At 34.6% G+C, this 19,568-nt stretch carries 17 protein-coding genes and 1 tRNA gene; 7 read left to right on the top strand and 11 right to left on the bottom strand.

Features of this window, described 5'->3' with window-relative positions:
• Nucleotides 1–33 precede the first annotated feature (33 nt).
• On the bottom strand, nt 34–1,971 hold the full coding sequence (locus CAV_RS03750; RefSeq protein WP_094325174.1) for a PBP1A family penicillin-binding protein: 1,938 nt from the start codon (nt 1,969–1,971) through the stop codon (nt 34–36).
• Between the two features lie 207 nt (nt 1,972–2,178).
• Between CAV_RS03750 and flgB the strand changes: the two genes are divergently transcribed.
• The 4 genes from flgB to CAV_RS03730 are packed head-to-tail and all read left to right on the top strand — an operon-like array spanning nt 2,179 to nt 5,190.
• Nucleotides 2,179–2,610, top strand: coding sequence for a flagellar basal body rod protein FlgB (gene flgB, locus CAV_RS03745; RefSeq protein ID WP_094325538.1), 432 nt, complete (start codon nt 2,179–2,181; stop codon nt 2,608–2,610).
• 10 nt (nt 2,611–2,620) lie between these two features.
• Nucleotides 2,621–3,115 (top strand): flagellar basal body rod protein FlgC, encoded by a 495-nt coding sequence (gene flgC / locus CAV_RS03740; protein WP_094325173.1) that lies wholly within the window; start codon nt 2,621–2,623, stop codon nt 3,113–3,115.
• A 3-nt stretch (nt 3,116–3,118) separates the two neighbouring features.
• Nucleotides 3,119–3,415, top strand: a complete 297-nt coding sequence (gene fliE / locus CAV_RS03735; protein ID WP_390088627.1) for a flagellar hook-basal body complex protein FliE — start codon at nt 3,119–3,121, stop codon at nt 3,413–3,415.
• Nucleotides 3,415–5,190, top strand: a complete 1,776-nt coding sequence (locus tag CAV_RS03730; protein WP_094325172.1) for a peptidoglycan D,D-transpeptidase FtsI family protein — start codon at nt 3,415–3,417, stop codon at nt 5,188–5,190. The genes fliE and CAV_RS03730 overlap by 1 nt, the downstream gene beginning before the upstream one ends.
• A gap of 47 nt (nt 5,191–5,237) precedes the next feature.
• Here the strand turns inward: CAV_RS03730 and CAV_RS03725 are convergent, their stop codons facing one another.
• From CAV_RS03725 to CAV_RS03710, 4 genes are all read right to left on the bottom strand, one after another.
• On the bottom strand, nt 5,238–5,612 hold the full coding sequence (locus tag CAV_RS03725; RefSeq protein WP_094325171.1) for a DUF4156 domain-containing protein: 375 nt from the start codon (nt 5,610–5,612) through the stop codon (nt 5,238–5,240).
• A 103-nt stretch (nt 5,613–5,715) separates the two neighbouring features.
• On the bottom strand, nt 5,716–6,618 hold the full coding sequence (hemH, locus tag CAV_RS03720; RefSeq protein WP_094325170.1) for a ferrochelatase: 903 nt from the start codon (nt 6,616–6,618) through the stop codon (nt 5,716–5,718).
• Nucleotides 6,615–7,472 (bottom strand): Gfo/Idh/MocA family protein, encoded by an 858-nt coding sequence (locus CAV_RS03715; RefSeq protein ID WP_094325169.1) that lies wholly within the window; start codon nt 7,470–7,472, stop codon nt 6,615–6,617. Before CAV_RS03715 ends, hemH begins: the two co-directional genes overlap by 4 nt.
• The gene (locus CAV_RS03710; RefSeq protein WP_094325168.1) at nt 7,469–8,557 is read right to left on the bottom strand and encodes a DegT/DnrJ/EryC1/StrS family aminotransferase; all 1,089 of its coding nucleotides are present in this window, start codon (nt 8,555–8,557) and stop codon (nt 7,469–7,471) included. Before CAV_RS03710 ends, CAV_RS03715 begins: the two co-directional genes overlap by 4 nt.
• A gap of 112 nt (nt 8,558–8,669) precedes the next feature.
• Between CAV_RS03710 and alaS the strand changes: the two genes are divergently transcribed.
• Nucleotides 8,670–11,207 (top strand): alanine--tRNA ligase, encoded by a 2,538-nt coding sequence (alaS, locus tag CAV_RS03705; protein WP_094325167.1) that lies wholly within the window; start codon nt 8,670–8,672, stop codon nt 11,205–11,207.
• A 67-nt stretch (nt 11,208–11,274) separates the two neighbouring features.
• On the opposite strand, the gene flgL is transcribed toward alaS, so the two are convergent.
• Nucleotides 11,275–13,512 (bottom strand): flagellar hook-associated protein FlgL, encoded by a 2,238-nt coding sequence (gene flgL, locus CAV_RS03700; protein ID WP_094325166.1) that lies wholly within the window; start codon nt 13,510–13,512, stop codon nt 11,275–11,277.
• A 133-nt stretch (nt 13,513–13,645) separates the two neighbouring features.
• Here flgL and CAV_RS03695 point away from each other — a divergent pair.
• Nucleotides 13,646–13,732 (top strand) — tRNA-Leu (locus CAV_RS03695).
• A 20-nt stretch (nt 13,733–13,752) separates the two neighbouring features.
• Nucleotides 13,753–14,382: a trimeric intracellular cation channel family protein gene (locus CAV_RS03690; RefSeq protein ID WP_094325165.1), complete on the top strand. Its 630-nt coding sequence runs from the start codon at nt 13,753–13,755 to the stop codon at nt 14,380–14,382.
• On the opposite strand, the gene cmoA is transcribed toward CAV_RS03690, so the two are convergent.
• From cmoA to ligA, 5 genes are read right to left on the bottom strand one after another with little or no spacing between them, the layout of a single operon-like run.
• Complete coding sequence (gene cmoA / locus CAV_RS03685) at nt 14,379–15,086, bottom strand: carboxy-S-adenosyl-L-methionine synthase CmoA (protein WP_094325164.1); 708 nt, start codon at nt 15,084–15,086, stop codon at nt 14,379–14,381. The genes CAV_RS03690 and cmoA overlap by 4 nt on opposite strands.
• The gene (locus tag CAV_RS03680; RefSeq protein ID WP_094325163.1) at nt 15,076–15,939 is read right to left on the bottom strand and encodes a bifunctional riboflavin kinase/FAD synthetase; all 864 of its coding nucleotides are present in this window, start codon (nt 15,937–15,939) and stop codon (nt 15,076–15,078) included. Before CAV_RS03680 ends, cmoA begins: the two co-directional genes overlap by 11 nt.
• A complete protein-coding gene (gene tlyA / locus CAV_RS03675; protein WP_094325162.1) occupies nt 15,899–16,657 on the bottom strand; it encodes a 23S rRNA (cytidine-2'-O)-methyltransferase TlyA in 759 nt (252 codons plus the stop codon). The genes CAV_RS03680 and tlyA overlap by 41 nt, the downstream gene beginning before the upstream one ends.
• Complete coding sequence (locus CAV_RS03670; protein WP_094325161.1) at nt 16,647–17,630, bottom strand: hypothetical protein; 984 nt, start codon at nt 17,628–17,630, stop codon at nt 16,647–16,649. The genes tlyA and CAV_RS03670 overlap by 11 nt, the downstream gene beginning before the upstream one ends.
• A complete protein-coding gene (ligA, locus tag CAV_RS03665; RefSeq protein WP_094325160.1) occupies nt 17,627–19,564 on the bottom strand; it encodes an NAD-dependent DNA ligase LigA in 1,938 nt (645 codons plus the stop codon). The genes CAV_RS03670 and ligA overlap by 4 nt, the downstream gene beginning before the upstream one ends.
• Nucleotides 19,565–19,568: the final 4 nt, after the last annotated feature.

Raw genomic sequence — 19,568 nt, 5'->3', positions numbered from 1 at the left:
ACAAAAATTTATTTAGCTATTTTAACAAAAAATTTAAAACAACATCTCATCTGCACTCATTGAATGTATACTTTTTTGCGGAAGTGGTGATTGTTTTGTGTAAAACTCGACATTACCATTATATGTTCCTTTAAAAACTCCGCTTGGCACATCAAAGCTTTTTTTACTTTGTGGAAAATACTTAAGATAATCCGTTAAAAACACCTTAAACACCGGTGCAGCTGTTCTTGAGCCACCTTCTGTTGCTTTCATAGGTTTGTTATTATCATTTCCGTACCATATCACAGCCTCTATTTCTGGGGTTATGCCTACAAACCAAGTATCGATACTGTCATTGCTTGTACCTGTTTTTCCAGCTATTTCCATGCCCGGCACCCTAGCGTTAAATCCTGTTCCTCTAGCCACAACATTTCTCATCATATCAACGGTTAAAAATACCTGTTGTGGTTCGCTTACCTTGGTTGCGTTGCTTTCGTATTGCAAGACTATATTTTGCTCTCTATCCTTAACTGTTTTCACTATGACAGGCTCTCTTATAATGCCATAAGTTCCAAACATGGAAAACATTTTTGAAAATTCTAAAGGTGAAATTCCAAAAGAACCTAAAACTATGGACAAATCAGCTGGAATTTTATCACTAAAGCCAAAGTCTAGCATTTTTTTATAAAGCACATCAAGGCCTATATCAAGTGCTAAATTTATGGTTGCTAAATTTCTTGAACGGGTCAAAGCTTCTTTTAGCGTAACAAGACCGGCCAAGGAACCGCCTAAATTCTTAGGAACCCAATCATCTTTTCCGTCTGAATTTTCAAATATCCTTGATATGTCAGCTATTTCGCTCATAGGAGAATAACCTTCATTTATGGCTATTTGATATAAAAAAGGCTTAAAGGTACTGCCGGGCTGTCTTGAGCTTTGAGTAGCTCTGTTAAAATTACTTTTATTATAATCAACCCCGCCAACCAAGGCTAACACATCGCCATTTTGATGGTCCATAACAACCATAGCCCCATTTAAAACACTTAAATTCGCGTCCTTATCCCTTTTTACTATCTCATCATAACCAAAACGCAAAGCATGCTCGGCCGCCATTTGAACTGATAAATCGATACCCAAATCAACAGTATAGCCAGCAGTTCTTAAATCAGGTAAAACAGGCTCTAATCTTTTTATAACCTCATCCACAACATAAGGTGCGACATTTTGCGTAAGGGTATCATCATAAACTGTAGGAATTTCATCCATGGCTTCTCTATATTCGCTCTCAGAAATCCAGCCTATGTTATACATCCTTTGTATTACAGCATTTGCTCTTGAAAGAGATAAATTTAAATTTCTAGTAGGGTCATAAGAACTTGGTGCCTTTGGCATACCAACAAGCATGGCTATTTCTTTTAAGCTAAGTTGCGATAGCTCCTTTCTAAAATATCCTCTTGCAGCGGTTTTAACACCGTAGTATCCGTGCCCAAAAAATATATAATTTAAATACCTTTCTAAAATTTCTTCCTTACTAAGCTCGTTTTCTAGTTTATAGGCTAGTAAAATTTCTTTTACCTTTCTATTTATAGTTCTTTCTGGGCTTAGTTCTGTATTTTTGATAAGCTGTTGAGTGAGAGTTGAAGCGCCTTCAACCGTTTCTCCAGCACTTGCTATTATCTTTAACCCTGCTCTTGCCACAGCATCTAAATTCACCCCGTTATGTTCAAAAAACACTGTATCTTCTATCGCTAATAAAGCTTCTATAAGGCGTGGGGGTATATCTTTGTATTCTACATAAAATCTATGCTCTTTATCAAAAATATTAGCTATTAACTTTCCATTTTTATCATAAATTTGCGTTGAAAGCTGTGGTTTGTATTCTTTAAAACTATAATTTTCAAAATTTGAATCAGATACTAGATAAAAGGCGTAGCCAGCACCTGATATAACTACAAATACAATCAAAGCTAATATAATCTTTAAAATCCTCATAAATTCTCCTTAAAACAAAGCAAGTATTTTATCTATTATTTTTTAACCTCGCTTAAAAATTGAAGTTTTTGTTAAATAAAATTTGCCTTATTTGTCATTTTTTTGCTAGAATTTGAACGATTTAGCTTAGTTTTAGCAAGCTTATAAAATATTGGAATGCTTTTTGCTTTATTTTACTTAAAGTTCAAAGGTTAGGATATGTCGATGATGGTAGAAATGTTTAAGTCTAAGCAACTTGTAGCTTCAGCTTTAGCTGGTAGAAATCTTAGAAATCAGCTTATAAATTCGAACCTTGCAAATGTTAACACTCCGTTTTACAAGTCAAGGGATATAGAATTTGAAACTGCCTTGGTAAATAAATCAAAAGAAATTTTTAAAAAAGGCAAAGACTTAGAACTTAAAATGGCACAAACTAACGAAAATCATCAAGAACCTTGGAAATTTCCTGACCCTAATAAATCTACCATCTACCTAAGAGACGGGCATTTAGCTAGAAATGACGCAAATACCGTTGATTTGGATGTAGAAACAACAGAACTTAGCAAAAATACAGCGATGATAACAGCACTTGATGGCGTTTTAAGGCGACAAGGAAATATCGTAACCGCCATACTAGACGCTAGTTCAAAGCTTAGTTAAGGAGTAAGAGATGGCATATTTAAGTGATTTTGATATAAGCGGATACGGACTTAGCGCACAAAGATTTAGACTTAATGTTATAAGCTCAAACATAGCCAATGCAAACACTACAAGAACTGCAGAGGGCGGGCCTTACAGAAGAAGAGAGGTTATCTTTAAGGCAAATGATTTTAGCGAGCTTTTAAACAAGCAAATAAAAGAAGATAATAATCTCTTAGAGTATGAAAATCCTCTAAATGACCCTAGCTCACAAAAAGACGCTCATCCGGCCGTTATGAGCGTGGTTGTGGATAAGGTAGTAAGAGATGATAGAGAATTTAGGATGAAATACGAGCCAGGACATCCAGACGCTAATGCTGAAGGCTATGTTGCTTATCCAAATATAAATCCTGTTATAGAAATGGCCGATTTAATAGAAGCAACTAGGGCATATCAAGCAAATGTAGCGGCCTTTAATAGCACAAAAAGCATAGCTCAAAGTGCCATAGAATTGCTAAGGGGGTAATAGATGATAAATGATATTAATAAATTAAATTCTTTAAATAAAACAAACGAACTTAAAAATCAAAACAACCAAAATATAGGCGATGAATTTGCCAACATGCTTAAAAAATCCATAAGTGATTTGGATGCTGCACAAAAGAGTGGCGAAGCGGCTATGACCGACATCGCAACAGGCGAGGTAAAAGACTTGCACCAAGCAGCACTTGCCATTAGCAAGGCTGAAACAAGCATGAAATTTATGCTAGAGGTGAGAAATAAAGCAATAAACGCATATAAAGAAATAACTAGAACACAAATTTAATGCAAGACAAAAATAGAGTTTCTAAGGTTGCCTTTGCATTTATTATGTCCTTGCTCTTTATGTTGCTGTTTTTAAGCTCTACCTTTTTTTTAACCTCCAAACGCAATATCCCAAACACCGAAAAAGACCAATACGACACAGCCTTAAGAGGCTCTATAATCAGCAAAGATGGTTTTACTGTAGCTTCATCAAAAGAGCTTTACAGAGCGGAGATTGATTTAAGAAGCATAGATGAAAATAAATTAGAACTTTTTTTAAAACTGTTTCAAATCTATAGCGGCCTAGATGACAAGCAAATGCAAGATATAAGAACTAGACTTGCAAATGCAAGCAAAAGAAAAAACTACAACTTCATACTAGCTCAAAATTTAAGCCCCAAAACCGCCTCTCACCTGAAAGAACTAGCCAAAAAGCTTTATGTGCAAGGCTTTTTCAAGGCTTTTTCAAACGATAACAACAGAGTTGAAACAAGAGGTTTGAGTATTATAGAGCATAAAGAAGATAGAATTTATATGTCAAAAGATGCCTTAACTCCGGCCATAGGATATACAAGAGTGGTGCTGGATGAGGAGAGCAAAATTCTAAAAAATGTTGGCGTAAAGGGTTTGGAAAAATTTTATGAAGACTGCCTTAACGATACGCAAAATGAAAAAGTGCAAGGCTTAAAGGACATCAGCGGAAACATTATCTTAAATTTAAACTCGCTTCAAAAAAGAAAGATAAATGGCTGCAATCTCTACATAAATGTGCATCTAAAATTACAAAAAAGCATAGAAAGGATGATAAGTGCTCAAAATAAGGATTTAAACGCCACCGAAATAATAGCCGCTGTCATGCAAAGCGATACAGGTAAAATCATAAGCCTAGCTAGCACAAGGAGATACGACCCTTCAAACAGGGGCAAGGATTTGTCAGTGCTAAACGCAAGTGCGATAGAGTATGGCTATGAGCCCGGCTCTGTTATAAAGCCCTTTATCTTTGTAACTGCACTTAGGCTTTCAAAGCTAAAACTAGGTGAAAAAATAGATACAAATGACGGATACTACAAGCTAGGTCGCTTTACCATACAAGATAGTCATAAGGCCAAAAGTATGAGTGCTGAGGAAGTTTTGATGTACTCATCAAACGTAGGCATGATACAAATTGCTAAAAGGCTCAGCAATTTTGAAGCGGTTTCAGGGCTTAAAATCTTTCATTTTGGCGATAAAAGCGGTATAGATTTGCCTTATGAACAAAGAGGCGAAGTACCAAATCCTCAAAGAATAAGGGATATAGAAAAGTCGGTTCTAAGCTACGGATATGGGCTAAAAACCACCTTTATGCAGTTACTAGCCGCTTACAATGTCTTTAACAACGGAGGGCTTTACATAAGTCCAAATTTGGCTGAAAAATTTTACAAAAATGGAAAAATGCAAGAGCTAGAGGAAAATATAATAAAAGAAAGAATTTTATCAAGCGAAGCAAGCAAACAAATGCAAAATATCCTAATAGCCACGGTTGAAAAAGGTACAAGCAAAAGGGCAAAAACGCAAGGACTTATAGTAGGCGGCAAAACAGGAACGGCAAGGATAGCTGAAAAACAAGGTTATAATTCAGGCAGATACAACGCCTCATTTTTTGGCTTTGCAAATGACGCACATAGCAAATTTACCATAGGAGTTTTGGTAAGAAACCCTACAAAAAGCTATTATTCAGCACAAAGCGCCTTGCCCGTTTTTAAAGGGGTGATTGACATACTTATAGATGAAGGTTTTTTAATACCAAATAAAATGTAAATATTATGATATAGTTTAGGCTTAAAGCCTAAACACTTATATAAAATTTATTCACAGTCATAAACATCAGCAAAAACATAGTAAGCTGATACTAACGTAACTTTTGTTGAATCTAGCTGCCAACAATCTATTTCTTTTCGTTCGCTTGTAAAAAATCCAGTTATTATAACATCGCATTTTTCATCTTTTATTTTAAGTTTTACGTCTGTTCCAAATTTAACAGATTTGTTTCTTAGGTCATTATAAGCATTCATTTTAAGTTCTGAATTTGACTTAACAGCTGACATGCCTGCATTTTTGTCTAAGCCACTAACATTGCCTACGAGCTTGCAAGTCTTATCGATATTATCGCTAATTGCTATACCTTGAGCCTTCGGATTTAACGGGATAGATGTAGTAGAGCAAGCACTAAAAAGTAGCAATAAGGCTAATGCCCCCCATATACAAAAATTTATACATTATTCCTCCTTAAATATTATTGATATGAATAACATTATACTATAAAAAGACTAAATAAATTTTGTTTTAAATTTTACTTTCTATAAATTTGATAAATTCATCACTATAATTTGGGCAAGATAAGACCTTGTATTCATTCTTAGCCACCTTTCTATACTCTATATCAAGTTCAAAAACAGTTTCAGAGCAATCTATGCAAAAAGATATAGGACAAATTATAGCTTTTTTATCAAGCTTTTCTATAAGATCTCCCGTGTTTGGTTCTAGCCATTTTACAGGACCAAGCTTTGATTGATAACCTAAAAGAAAGGAGTCAAAATAAGTCTCAAGCCTTTTTGATAAAAGCTTTACATGCTCATTTATGTGTTTTTCGTAAAGATCCCCTCTTTTTATAATAGACATAGGCAAGGAATGAGCAGAAAAAAGTAAGACCTTCTTTTCATTTGGATAAAAGCTCTCATTTGCTTCTAAAATTTGTTTTATTAACATTTCATTATAAAGCTCGTCCTCATAAAATATATCTATCACAGATAATTTTGAATTTATGTTTAAAAGTCTTATAGCCTCCTTTACCTTTACTACAGATGTTGTAACTGTAGTTTGTGAGTGATGAGGATAAAGCGGAAATAACACTATCTCATCATCTTCTTTAAACTCGTATTTTTTTAAAACATCAATAACAAAGGGCTTTACATATAAATTTATAAAATCAAAACAAAAGCCATCCTTATCAAGCTTAGAACAAAGTTTTTTTGTTATATCATTTAAAGGGGACTTGCCTCCTATGTGTTTGTAGCTTTCTTGCATAGCCTTTAGTCTTGATTTTCTTATCATAAAGCCTACAAAGGATCTTAAAAGCTTATTTTTAATGGGCAAGATATACTCATCGCTAAACATATTTTTCAAAAAAACATCGCAATCTTGCAAATTCTCAGCCCCGCCCATATTTATAAAAAAAACATATTTCATTGCTTTTCCAAAAGCTCTTGTATGATGATAGAATTATCGATATTTGCCAGGTAAGATGAGTTTTTATTTTTAATCAATGATAAAAGATGAGTATGCTCACCCTCTAAAGGAGTGCTTTTTGATAGTGGTATTAAGGAGCCATTTTTTTTCAGGCTAAAATTTAGCAAATCAGCACTATAAATAGCATTTTCGCTTATAATATCAAGCTGCCTTAAAGCAAGATTTGAATTCCAGCTTTGATGAAGCGTAGCTATACTAGAATCAAAGGCAAGAGAAAGTATAGCCTCATCATCCTTTTTTTCATCCTTTACAGCTAGTTTAAAAATCTCACTTTTAAGCGGTCTTTTACCTAGAAAATAAAGCACAAGGTCTAAATCATGCACACTTAAATCCCTTAAAATTCCAACATCTGTAATCCTAAAAGGATAAGGAGAAAATCTTCTTATATTTATACTGATTATCTTTTCATCTCTTAGCTCATTTTTAAGAGCTATAATGGCAGGATTAAACCTCTCGCTAAAGCCAACCGCCACGGCCACCTCGTTTTTTAAAGCCTCTTCTTTTAGCTCTTTCATTTCCTTTAAATTTAAAGCCAAAGGCTTTTCTATCAAAAGCGTTTTTACCTTCTTAAAACAAGCCTTTGCCAAACTTAAGTGAGTATTAGTAGGCGATGAAATGATAACGCAGTCTAAGTCTGTGCTTAAAAAATCATCTATATTATCAAAAAAAGGATAGGCTAAATTTTCATTTAGCTTTAAATCAAGCAAGGCTTTAATCTTAAAATTCTCATTTTTAGAAAGCTCTTTTAAATGGTTTTGCCCCATCTTTCCAAGGCCTATTATGCCTATATTCATTCAAAAGCCCTTATAACCTTTTCTTGCTCCTCATCCTTTAAAAATGCACTCATAGGTAAGGATAAAATTTCCTCACTGACTAGCTCTGTATTAGGCAAAGAACCTTTTTTATAAGAAAGATAAGCATAAGCCTTTTGTAAATGAAGCCCTAAAGGATAATGAATGGCACTTGGAATTCCTAGCTCATCAAGTCTTTTTACTATAGCATCTCTATTTTTTACCCTTATAGAATACTGAGCCCAGACGCTAGTAAAGCCCTCTTTTATCTTAGGTAGGATTAGGTTTTTATCCTTTAAGCCCTCATTATAAGCCTTAGCTAATTCTTCTCTTCTTACAAGCTCTTTTTCTAAGTGTTTTAATTTTACCCTTAAAACAGCTGCTTGTATGCTGTCAAGCCTACCATTAAAGCCTATGAGCTCGTGTTTATATCTTTCATTTTGTCCGTGATTAAGATAAATTCTAATCTTTTTTGCATACTCATCATTATCAGTAAATACAGCCCCAGCATCGCCGTAAGCACCAAGGGGTTTTGAAGGGAAAAAGGAAGTGCAAGAAATATCGGCCATAGAACAAGATTTAAAATCATCTTGCCTAGCCCCAAAGCTTTGTGCGCCGTCCTCTATAAGATAAAGTCCTTTACTTTTGCAAAAATTCTTTAAGGCTAGTAAGTCAGGCATTTGTCCAAAGATAGACACAGCTATGATAGCCTTAGTTTTGTCTGTGATTAAGTTTTTAACCGTATCTACATTGATATTATAATCCTCTAAAGAAATGTCTGCAAATACAGGCTTTGCTCCAAGTAAGCTTACCATTTCAGCTGTAGCAACAAAGGTAAAAGAAGGAACTATAATCTCATCGCCTCTTTTTATATCCAAGGCTAAAAGTGCTAAAAGCAGGGATGAAGTGCCAGATGAGCAACCTATGGCGTGTTTAACTCCTACAAAAGAGGCTAATTCTTTTTCAAAATCGTCTAAAACCCTACCTCCTATAAAAGATGAGCTTTCTAAAACCTCGCTTATAGCCTTATCTATCTCGCTTTTATAAGCTTGATACTGGGCTTTTAAATTTATAAAAGGAAAGTGCATTTTAAACCTTTGATTTTATTTAAAAAACCTGTATTATATTTCATTTTTGCTTAAATTTAAGATATTTTGCTATCATTTTGCAAAAATATTTTTAAGCTAGGAATTATTAAAGATGGATGTAAGAGAAGAATTTTTGAAATTTTTTAAGTCAAAAGGACATAGCATAGTAGCTTCTGCACCTCTTGTGCCAGAGGATGAAAGCTTACTTTTCACAAATGCTGGAATGGTGCCTTTTAAAAGAATTTTTACAGGCGATGAACCAAGACCAAATCCACCTAGAAACACAAGCTGTCAAACCTGCATAAGAGCTGGAGGAAAGCACAATGACCTTGATAATGTAGGATACACCGCAAGACATCACACCTTTTTTGAAATGCTTGGAAATTTCAGCTTTGGAGATTATTTCAAAAAAGAAGCCATTGCCTATGCCTGGGAATTTGTAACTCAGGTTTTAAAACTGCCTAAAGATAGACTTTATGTAACAGTGCATACAAGTGATGATGAGGCTTTTTTGCTTTGGCAAGAGCATATAGAAAAAGAAAGAATTTATAAATTTGGAGATAAGGATAATTTCTGGCAAATGGGCGATACAGGACCTTGCGGACCTTGTAGCGAGATATTTTATGATCAAGGAGCTGAGCATTTTAACAGTGATGAGGACTATATGGGCGGAGATGGAGACCGCTTCTTAGAAATTTGGAATTTAGTCTTTATGCAGTATGAAAGAAGTGCTGATGGCACACTCATTCCACTACCAAAGCCTAGCATAGATACGGGTATGGGACTTGAAAGAGTTTGTGCCATAAAAGAGGGTAAAGTTAGTAATTTTGATAGCTCTTTATTTATGCCCTTGATAAAAGAGATAGAAAAACTATGTAAAAGACCTTATGTTTATGAAAGCGGAGCTTCGTATAGAGTGATAGCTGATCATATAAGATCCTCTGTTTTTTTACTAGCACAAGGACTTAGCTTTGATAAGGAAGGTAGGGGCTATGTTTTAAGAAGAATTCTAAGAAGAGCCTTAAGACACGGATATTTACTAGGACTTAAAAAACCCTTTATGTATAAATTAGTAGATAAGGTCTGCGAGCTTATGGGCGGACATTATAGCTATCTAAATGAAAAAAAAGAAAATGTAAAAGAGCAAATTTTGCTTGAGGAAGAAAGGTTTTTAAGCACTATAGAAAAGGGTATCGAGCTTTTTAACGAAGAGCTTAAAAATACCAAAGAAATTTTTAGCGGAGAAGTAGCCTTTAAGCTTTATGATACCTATGGTTTTCCACTTGATTTAACCACAGATATGCTAAGAGAGCTAAATTTAAAGGTGGATGAGGCTAAATTTGATGAGCTAATGAAGGAACAAAAAGACAGGGCAAAGGCTTCTTGGAAAGGAAGTGGAGATAAGATAGCTTCTGGGGATTTTAAACTTTTGCTTGAGGATTTTGGCTTAAATTCCTTCGTAGGTTATGAAAGCTTAGAAAGTGAGAGTAAAATTTTAGCTATTTTGGATGAGAATTTTAAAAAAAGCTCTTCTTTAAAAAAAGGAGAGAAAGCTTGGCTAATGCTTGATAAAACTCCATTTTATGCTACAAGCGGAGGACAGATTGCTGATAGTGGAAAAGTTGGTAAAAGCGAAATTTTAGATGTGGCTAAATTTTTGGATATAAATTTATGCCTTGTTTTAGCAAATGAGGATATAAAAACAAATGATGTGCTTTTAGCAAGTGTTGATAAGGATAAAAGGGCACAAGTTGCAAGACATCACAGCGCTACACATCTGCTTCACTATGCCTTAAGAGAAATTTTAGGCTCTCACATAGCTCAAGCCGGTTCTTTGGTGGAGGAAAACAAGCTTAGATTTGACTTTACGCACTCAAAGCCCTTGAGTGAAGAAGAGCTAACAAAGATAGAAAATTTAGTAAATGAGCTTATAATAAAAGCTGATACAAGCACAACCAAGATAATGGCCTTAGATGAAGCAAAAAAAAGCGGAGCCATAGCTTTGTTTAATGAAAAATATCAAGATAAGGTAAGGGTAGTAAGCCTTGGAGAGAGCAAGGAGCTTTGTGGTGGGACACATGTAAAAAATAGCGCTGAAATTGGCTCTTTTTACATAGTAAAAGAAAGCGGCGTTTCTGCTGGAGTTAGGCGAATAGAAGCTGTGGTATCAAAGGCTGCGTTAAACTACGCAAAATCTTTCATAAAAGAAAGTGCTTTATTAAAAACAGAGCTTAAAAGCGCTGATAATATCTTAGCGGTAAAGAAACTAAAAGATGAGCTTTCTAAGCTTAAAAATAGCCTTAAGCAAAGTGGTGGCGTGAAGCTTGATTTTAAGGATATAAACGGGACTAAGCTTTGTGTATGCGAGGTAGAAAATGGCGATATAAAGGCTATGATAGATGATTTTAAAAACAAATTTGAAAAAGCAGTCATTTTAATCGCACAAAAACAAGATGAGAAAGTTTGCTTTGCTTGCGGGGTAAAAAATGCACCTTTAAAGGCTGGTGCCTTGGTAAAGGAAATAGCTCAAGCTCTTGGTGGAAATGGAGGAGGCAGGGATGATTTTGCCACTGCAGGAGCAAAAAACAGTTCAAAACTTAATGAGGCCTTAAAAGAAATCTATGAAAGCATAGAAAAAAGCTTGAAATAAATATTTGTCACCAAATTTTGCGTATCAATAAATTTAAAAAATTTAAAAATCCGTGCAAAAACACGGATTACATATAATTTAAGAGGCTTAGTTGAGACATAGTGCTTGTTGCTTTTAGTGCTGCTTGGTAATTAATTTGTGTTTGCATCATATTTGTTAAAACCGCTGCTAAATCAATGTCTATAACGCCTGACCTTATCTCTTTTACATTAAGTTTTAACATAGTAGCCCTATCAGCAGTCTTTTCAACAGCAGCAGCGTCCGCACCTATGATAGTTCTTTGCTTTCTTAAATGCTCTCCTAAGTGATCTAGTCTTGCAAGAGCTCCTTGCATACCTGTATTTCTAGGATCTTCGCTGTTAGCATCCGCTCTTATGTAGCCCTTTGAAACCGCCTCTATCATATTATCCAAATCCTTTATAAAATCAACATGCGGTTCATCTATAATCAAGGCATTGTTAGCATTAAAAGAAAGCGATGCCCCCTCTGTCACATTCGCTGTAGTGCTAAATGGCGGCTGGGCAAATTGGGTTGAGTTGCTATCGTGAATGGCAACGCCTATGTTTGTTCCTGTTGATAATCTATCAGTGACAGTAATTCTACCCTTATAATCAAGATTTACCTCAACGGTTGACTTAGAATCTTGCAAGGCTGTTTGATAGGTTTGGTAATCCGCCGCGTTGATTTGATTATTTACAGCATTTATGCTTGTTGTTGGAACTTGATCCGAGGCAAAAAGGCCTATGATGTCGTTTAATTGCTTGTAGCTTATTTCATTGCTAGGGGTTACTATACCTGAATTTCCTGTTAAAGGGTCAGTTTGCATGATAGGAAAGCTCACAACCTGGCCTGCTGCATTTGTGTAAGACACAGTTGAGTTACCAAGATCAACGCTTACTTCGTAAGTATTTCCTCCCTTTGAATTTACGGTTAAATTTAAGACTGTGTTTTCAAGAGAGGTGCCTGAAACTTCGCTTAACTTGGTTGATTCGCTGGCATACTCACCGCTTGCTTGGATGATTTGAGAAACATTGCCGTAAACTTTATTTCCGTCTCTTTCAAAAAATACATTATCATAATCAGCGCCGTTGATTTGATTTCCATCAGTATCTGTCATGTTGCCTGATATAAATTCGGTCGAACTTAAACCAAATTCATAATTAACACCGTCAATGCCAACAGTAACAGGAGGATTTAAATTTGTAATATCACCGCCACTCGCATTTAAGGCCTCTTGCATAATAGCATTTGTAAGGTCTTCTAAGGTATTGCCTTGATTTTCCAAGCTCTCTAAAACATCATGATACTGCTCCTCGCTTTCAAACTGAGGCGTAAAGGCCACTGCGTGAAAATCCAAGGAATTATTGCCTTGCTTTAAATCTTTGATTTGAATTTGACCGCTTTCATTAATGCTTATATCAACAACCTTGTTAGTGCTGGTATTTCCATAAACAGCGCCTATCTTATCAAACATGCTTTGCAAGGTATCATCTGGCTCTACTAGCACAGAGCTTTTAAAACTAGTTCCATCAGGCCTTTTGCCTTGCACATATAAAACTGTTGGTGGCAAATCAAGCGGTTCATCCTCAAAATGCTTTTTAGGATCAAGCCAAGCATTATCCTCAAAATAATTCAAACCAACCAAATTTTTAAAAGAATCGCTTGCTGTTAGGTATCTTGTTTTATCCGGATTATCAACTAAATTATAACGATTATCAGTAAAACTAACATTAGTGGTTATTTGCTTGTAAAAATCATTATCTGGCTTAAAAAACAAATCATAACCGGGAATATTGTAGGAATTTGTAGTTCTATCACCAGTTACAATATTTAAATCCTCTTGATTTCCAAAATAATTTCCATAAATATCAAAAGGCTTTGTATTGGTCAAAGAACCAGAGAAAAGATACTGCCCATTTACGCTTGTATTTGCTAAATTTACAATCTCTTCCTTAATCCTAGTAAGCTCCTTTGCTATGGCTTCCCTTGAGGTTTGCGACTGAGTAGCATTGACTGCTTGAGTTACCTTTACTTGAAACTGACTTATTAAAGATACCATTTGCTCCAAGGCAGAATCTGTATTTTTCATCATCTCAGAAGCCATACTAGCCGCTTTTTCAACCTGCTCTAATGTTTGTATTTCATACTCTAGCCTGGCACTGTCTATGTAGGTATTTGCACCTTCGTAAGAATTTGATATCTGGTAGCCCGAATTAAGCTGCTGATTTATCTTATAAAAGGTATTCATGCCGCTTTGAACCGAGGTTAAAGAGTTATAAGCATTCATATTATTTGTTACACGCATAGCCTTGCCTTTCTTTAAATTTAACAAATGTAAAGCAAAAATAATTCCACTTTTTATAAAAACAAAATCGGCATAAGTTCTTATCTTTAAAGACTTTTTAAAAATAAAAAGTTATAATTTACTCCTTAATTCAGCCCAAGTGGTGAAACTGGTAGACGCGCTAGACTCAAAATCTAGTAAGGGCAACCTTGTGTCGGTTCGAGTCCGACCTTGGGCACCATTTTATTTTGAAAAGTGACTATGCTTCTAACCATACTTTATATAATAGCCATATCAGCTGAAGCTATGACCGGGGCGATTGCTGCTGGAAGATATAAGATGGACTTTTTTGGCGTTGTTTTTATCGCCTTAGTGACTGCCATAGGTGGCGGAAGCATTAGAGATATGCTTTTAGGCCATTATCCTCTTACTTGGGTGGCACATCCTGAGTATGTTATTTTGATTTGCTTTTGTGCTTTATTTGCTACTAAGATACCAAGCCTCGTCGTAAAACTTGAAAGCTTGTTTTTAACACTTGATGCCATAGGGCTTGTTACCTTCTCCATACTTGGCGCTCAAGTTGCAATAGATGGAAATTTAGGCTTTATCATAGCGGTTAGCTCAGCTGTTATAACCGGGGTTTTTGGCGGGATATTTAGAGATGTGTTGTGTGGTAAAATTCCCCTTGTTTTTAGAAAAGAAGTTTATGCCTCAGTAGCTATTTTTGCTGGAATTTTATACTATGTTTTGACTGTGTTTTTAAAGCTTGATTTGCTAAGCGCAAGCCTTATAACTTTATTTTTGGGCGTATCGTTTAGGTTGCTAGCCATTAAAAACAAATGGTCCTTGCCTATCTTTTCTTATGATGATGAGGAAAGAAAGAAATTTTAGTCTTTAAAAGCCAGAAAAGTCTCAAAATTAGCCCACTTAAAAATGCTTTCTATCCTTTTAAAACCAGCATTTTCAAGCAGGGCTAAATTTTCTTTCTCGCTATATGGCACAAGCACATTTTCCAAAGCCTCTCTTTTGTTTGAAATTTCAAGGCTAGAATAACCATTTTTAAGTTTATACTCTTGATGAAGCTCTATCATTTTCTTGCTTAAAAAACCATCCTCAAAGATGATTTTTTCACTTAAGATAAAAAAGCCTCCCTCATTTAAATTCTCATAAATTTTATTAACAAGCTCTTGTCTTTTTAGGGGTCTAATGAACTGGATAGTATAATTTGCTATGAAAACATCGGCTTTAAAAAAACTAAACTCGCTTAGATTAAAATAATGAAAGCTTATATTTGCTCCGTAAGCCTTAGCTCTTTTTTTAGCATTATCAAGCATAGGCTTTGAATTATCCACGCCGTGCAAAAGCAAATCAGGCCTTTTTTTAAAGGCTTCAAGCAAAAAAGTAGCAGTAGAACAGCCCAAATCACACAGCAAGGAATTTTTCTTAGCAAATTTAGCTAACAAAGCCACGCAAAGCCTTAAATTTTCATCATAAAAAGGCACAGAGCGACTTATCATATCATCAAAAACAGCTACCACACTTTCATCAAATTCAAACTGCTTTTTGCTATCCTTTTTAAAAAGCTCATCTTTCATTAAGTTTTTCCTTTTTTAAAATGCTACTTGCCTCATCGCAGTCTTTTAGAATTTGCTTTTTAAGCTCGTATAAATTTTGAAATTTTTGATTTTCTCTTAAAAAGTCTAGAAAAAATACCCTAGCTTCTTTAAAATTTTCTTCTTTAAAATCCTCTAAAATGTGCGTTTCAAGGCTAAAATTTAAGTCTGTATTTCTAATGCCTACAAAGGATACTGACTTAAAAAGCTTAGAATTTATCTTTGTAACTGTGGCATAAACGCCGTTTTTGGGTAGCAAATACTTATCTTCGCAGTCTAAATTTATAGTAGCTACTAGCTCTTTTGAGCCAAGTCCTTGCCCCTTTATGATTTTGCCCTTTACACTATAGCTCCTGCCTAAAAATTTATTTGCCTTTTGTATCTTACCCTCTTTTAAAAATTCTCTTATTAGCTTTGAATGCACACTTAAGCCATCAAGCTTAAACTCTGGCACTACCACGGTTTTAATCCCACTTATCCTTTCCACATCATAAGCACTAAAGGCTCTATTTAGCCCAAAGCGAAAATCATAGCCCAAAACAAGCTTTTTTAAAGACTTAAACTCAAGCTTTAAAGCCCTTAAAAACTCATCTCCTTGCATAGTTTTAATTTCCTTAAAATCCAAAGAAAAGATACTAAAATTTAGGATTTTCTTTTTATCCTCGTTTGGACTTAGATTGTATTTATAAGATTTATCTATCAGTAAAATTCCTGCCTTATCTGTAAGTTCTTTAAAAAGGGCAAAATGTGCTAAGTGAAGCCCATCAAAGCAACCTATGGCTAGGTCTTTTAACTCATCCTTTTTGGTAATAGTAAAAATACTCGATATTTCCATTCTTTCCTCTTAAAGTAGAAGCCTTGCTAAGTCTTAAGCTCCAGCACAAAGCCTCGCACTGTTTTTGAAAATTTTGCCTTGCAAAACTTATCTTTTCTTCATCCAAACAAAGCCCGTTTTTGCTTCTTTTTGCCTCTATGCCTAACTCAAATTGGGGTTTAAAAAGCAAAATTATATCCTTTTTTGCAAAATTATCTATATATTTTAAAAGTTTTATCAAGGATATAAAGCTCACATCACAGGTTATCAAATCAAATTTCACAGTGCTTTTAAAGTCCCTTAAATCCGTCTTTTCCACAGATCTTACCTTTGAATTTTCTCTTAAGCTCTCATCAAGCTGCATAGAGCCTACATCTAAGGCTGTGATTTCCTTAGCACCCTTTTCAAGCAAAAGCTCTACAAAACCGCCCTTTGAAGCCCCGATGTCAAGGCAAATTTTATCCTTTATATCTAGGCTTAGCTCCTCTAAAAAGCCCTTTAGTTTAAAAGCTGCCCTGCTTACATAAATTTTTTCCCTTAGCTCCAAGCTTAAAAGCTTATTTTCTAAAATATCATCGGTATTTTTTAAGTTTTTATCAAGGCTTAAAAGATAGTTTGCAACGTTAAAAGAGGGCTTAAAATGCAAGGAATTTAAAGAAATTTGTTCTTTTTCTATGAGTTCTAAGGCTTTATTTCTTGAAATTTTAAGCCTTTTACTTACAAAGCTATCATATCTCATTTAAAGCCTTTTCAAGCTCTTTTTCAAGCTCTTTTTTTTCAGCACTAAACCACCAAAAGCCTATATCAAGAGCTGATTTTTCTAAAATTTGCTTAAAGCTTTTTAAAAAATGTACATTGTGCTTTAAATTTTCTTTGATATAAGTTAAATTTTCATCTAAGATATTGGCATTTTTAATGTTTTCAAAGATAAAGGGCAAGGAATCTTGATAAATCTTTTCCTTATTTCTCTTATCATCATAAACAAAAAATAAAAGCAATCCTAAAAATAAAACAAGAAAGATATAAGCCTTTTTACGAAAGCAAAAAGAGTATAGAAAGCCAAGCGCTAAAAAGGAAAAAAAAGAATTTATAAAATCAAAGCAAAAGATTAAGATTTCTATGGCGAGATTATCAAAATAAAGCAATAAAAAATTCTTTAAAACAGCTAGGATATGCACGCCTTGAGAGAAAAAATTTAAAAAAGAAAAAGAGCTTATCTTATAAAGATCTATATTTTCTTTAAGATAAACAAAGGCTTCTAAGGGCTCTTTAGTAAATGCATTTAAAATAGCATAAATAAGGGCTGAAAAAAAGGCTGAAAAGGCTATGAAATAAAAGATATTATAAGAGCTTGACTTAAACTGGCTTTTTAAAATAAATTTAAGAAGTAAAAAAACAAGAGGAAAAATCAAAAAGAAAAAAAGCAAATCAAGCTTATTTGCATACATCAAATTTAAAAGCAAGGAGCATACTAAGCTTATACTAAAACAAAAAGAAAGTATCTTAGTATAAGCCCTGCCCTTGCTAAGCTTATCAAAAAAAGAATTTTTTTGTATGCTTGCCTTTTTTATGATGAGCTTTCTAGCCTTTAAAAAACTTAAATTTTCTCTATAAATAGCATAAAAGATAAAGATAGAAAAGAAAAATACATAAACAAGATCTTGCCAAGCAAGAGCTATTATAAAAAGAGCTAGGATAGCAAAAAAACTCATACTAATAAAGAGTTAAACTCTTCCTCACTAAGTATCTTAATGCCTAGTGCCTTAGCCTTTTCAAGCTTTGAGCCAGCATCCTTGCCGCATAGTAAAAAATCAGTCTTTGCTGAGATAGAAGAAGATACCTTTGCTCCCATACTCTCAAGCAAAGCCTTAAACTCATCTCTTGGTTTTGATAAGCTTCCTGTTATTACCACTACCTTGCCTGTAAATATAGAAGTTTTACTTTCTTGCTGGGTGTTTTTAAGCCTTAAAATGCTGTAAAAATGCAAAATTCTTTCTTTATTTATAGCTAAAAAATCCTCCAAAGAAAGTGCCATTTGCTCTCCAAAGCCCTCTAGCTTTTCAAAATCCTCTTTTTTCTTATCCAGCCACTCAAAGGAAAAGCAAGAAGCTATCTTTTTAGCAGCCACCTCTCCTATGTGCTCTATGCCAAGTGCTGAGATGAATTTAAAAAGCTCATTATCCTTTGAAGCTTCTATGGAGCTTAAAAGATTGTTTATCTTCTTATCCTTAAAGCCCTCTAAATTTTCAAAATCACTATATTTTAAAGAATATATGCTTTCTATGGAAGATATCTTTTTGTGCTTATATAGAAGCTCTACTATGCTTTCTCCAAGCCCGTCTATGTTCATACATCTTTTTGAAACAAAGTAGATTATGGAATTAACAAGCCTAGCCTCGCAGTTTAAGTTCTGACATCTTATCAAAATTCCCTCATCCAAAAGCTCACTTTCACAAACAGGACAAAGCCTTGGACGACTTATTAAAAGCTCTTTGCCCTCTCTTCTATCTTTATAAACATTAGTTATCTTTGGTATGACATCACCGCTTCTAATCACAGCTACATAGTCATTTATCCTTATATCAAGACGGGCAATCTCATCAAAATTATGCAAGCTTGCAGAGCTTACTCTAACGCCGTCTAGCTCAACAGGCTCTAAAACTGCAACCGGAGTTACAAGCCCACTTCTTCCAACCTGTAAATTCACTCCAAGTAATTTTGTGCTTTTTTCAAGAGCTGGAAATTTAAAGGCTGCCATAAATCTTGGAAATTTAACCGTGTAGCCAAGGCTTTCACAAAGAGCTAAATCATCTATCCTAACAACCATACCATCCATCATCATAGGCTTTTTATCTCTTAGGGCTAAAAGCTCCTTATAGGCTTTTAAAACCTCATCTAAATTTTCACAAAGCCTTATAAAATCATCCTTTAAAAAGCCAAGAGCTCTTATAAAGTCCATAATCTCGCTATGTTTTTTAAAATTTAAAGAATGCTCTCCCACACCCCAAGGATAAAATTTAAGCTTTCTAGCCCTTGTTATGCTGGTATCAAGCTGTCTTAAAGAGCCAGAAGCTGCGTTTCTAGGATTTGCAAAAAGACTTTGTGCCTCTTTTGCCCTGCTTTCGTTTAAGGCTTCAAAATCATCCTTTAGTATCAAAACCTCTCCGCGAATTTCTATTTTTCCTTTATAGGCTATAGTTTTTGGTATATTATCTATCTCTAAGACATTTAAGCTTATGTCCTCTCCTACTTCTCCATCTCCTCTAGTAGCACCGCTTATTAGTTTGCCATCTTCATAAAGCAAATTTAAACTAGCTCCGTCAAATTTAGCCTCCACAAAAAAGCCCTTTTCACACCTTGCTCTTTTTGCCCAAGCTCTTAGCTCCTCTTCATCAAAAACATCTTCCATAGACCACATCTTTTTTAAATGTCTTATCTTTTTAAACTCACTTTGTATAACAGAGCCTATGTATTGAGTGGGGCTATCTTTTGATATTAAGCTTTCGTTTTTGCTTTCAAAGTCCTTAAGTTCTCTTAAAAGTTTGTCGTATTCTTCATCACTTGCTAAGGGTTTATCATCCACATAATATGCCTTTACATATTTTTTAGCTAAGCTTACTTTTTCTAAATACTGCTCATAATCCATAAAA

Origin of the sequence: Campylobacter avium LMG 24591 (assembly GCF_002238335.1) — a bacterium.
Taxonomy (GTDB): domain Bacteria; phylum Campylobacterota; class Campylobacteria; order Campylobacterales; family Campylobacteraceae; genus Campylobacter_D; species Campylobacter_D avium.
The sequence above is the reverse complement of the archived record's forward strand: the minus strand, read 5'-3'. Positions and strand labels throughout refer to the sequence as shown.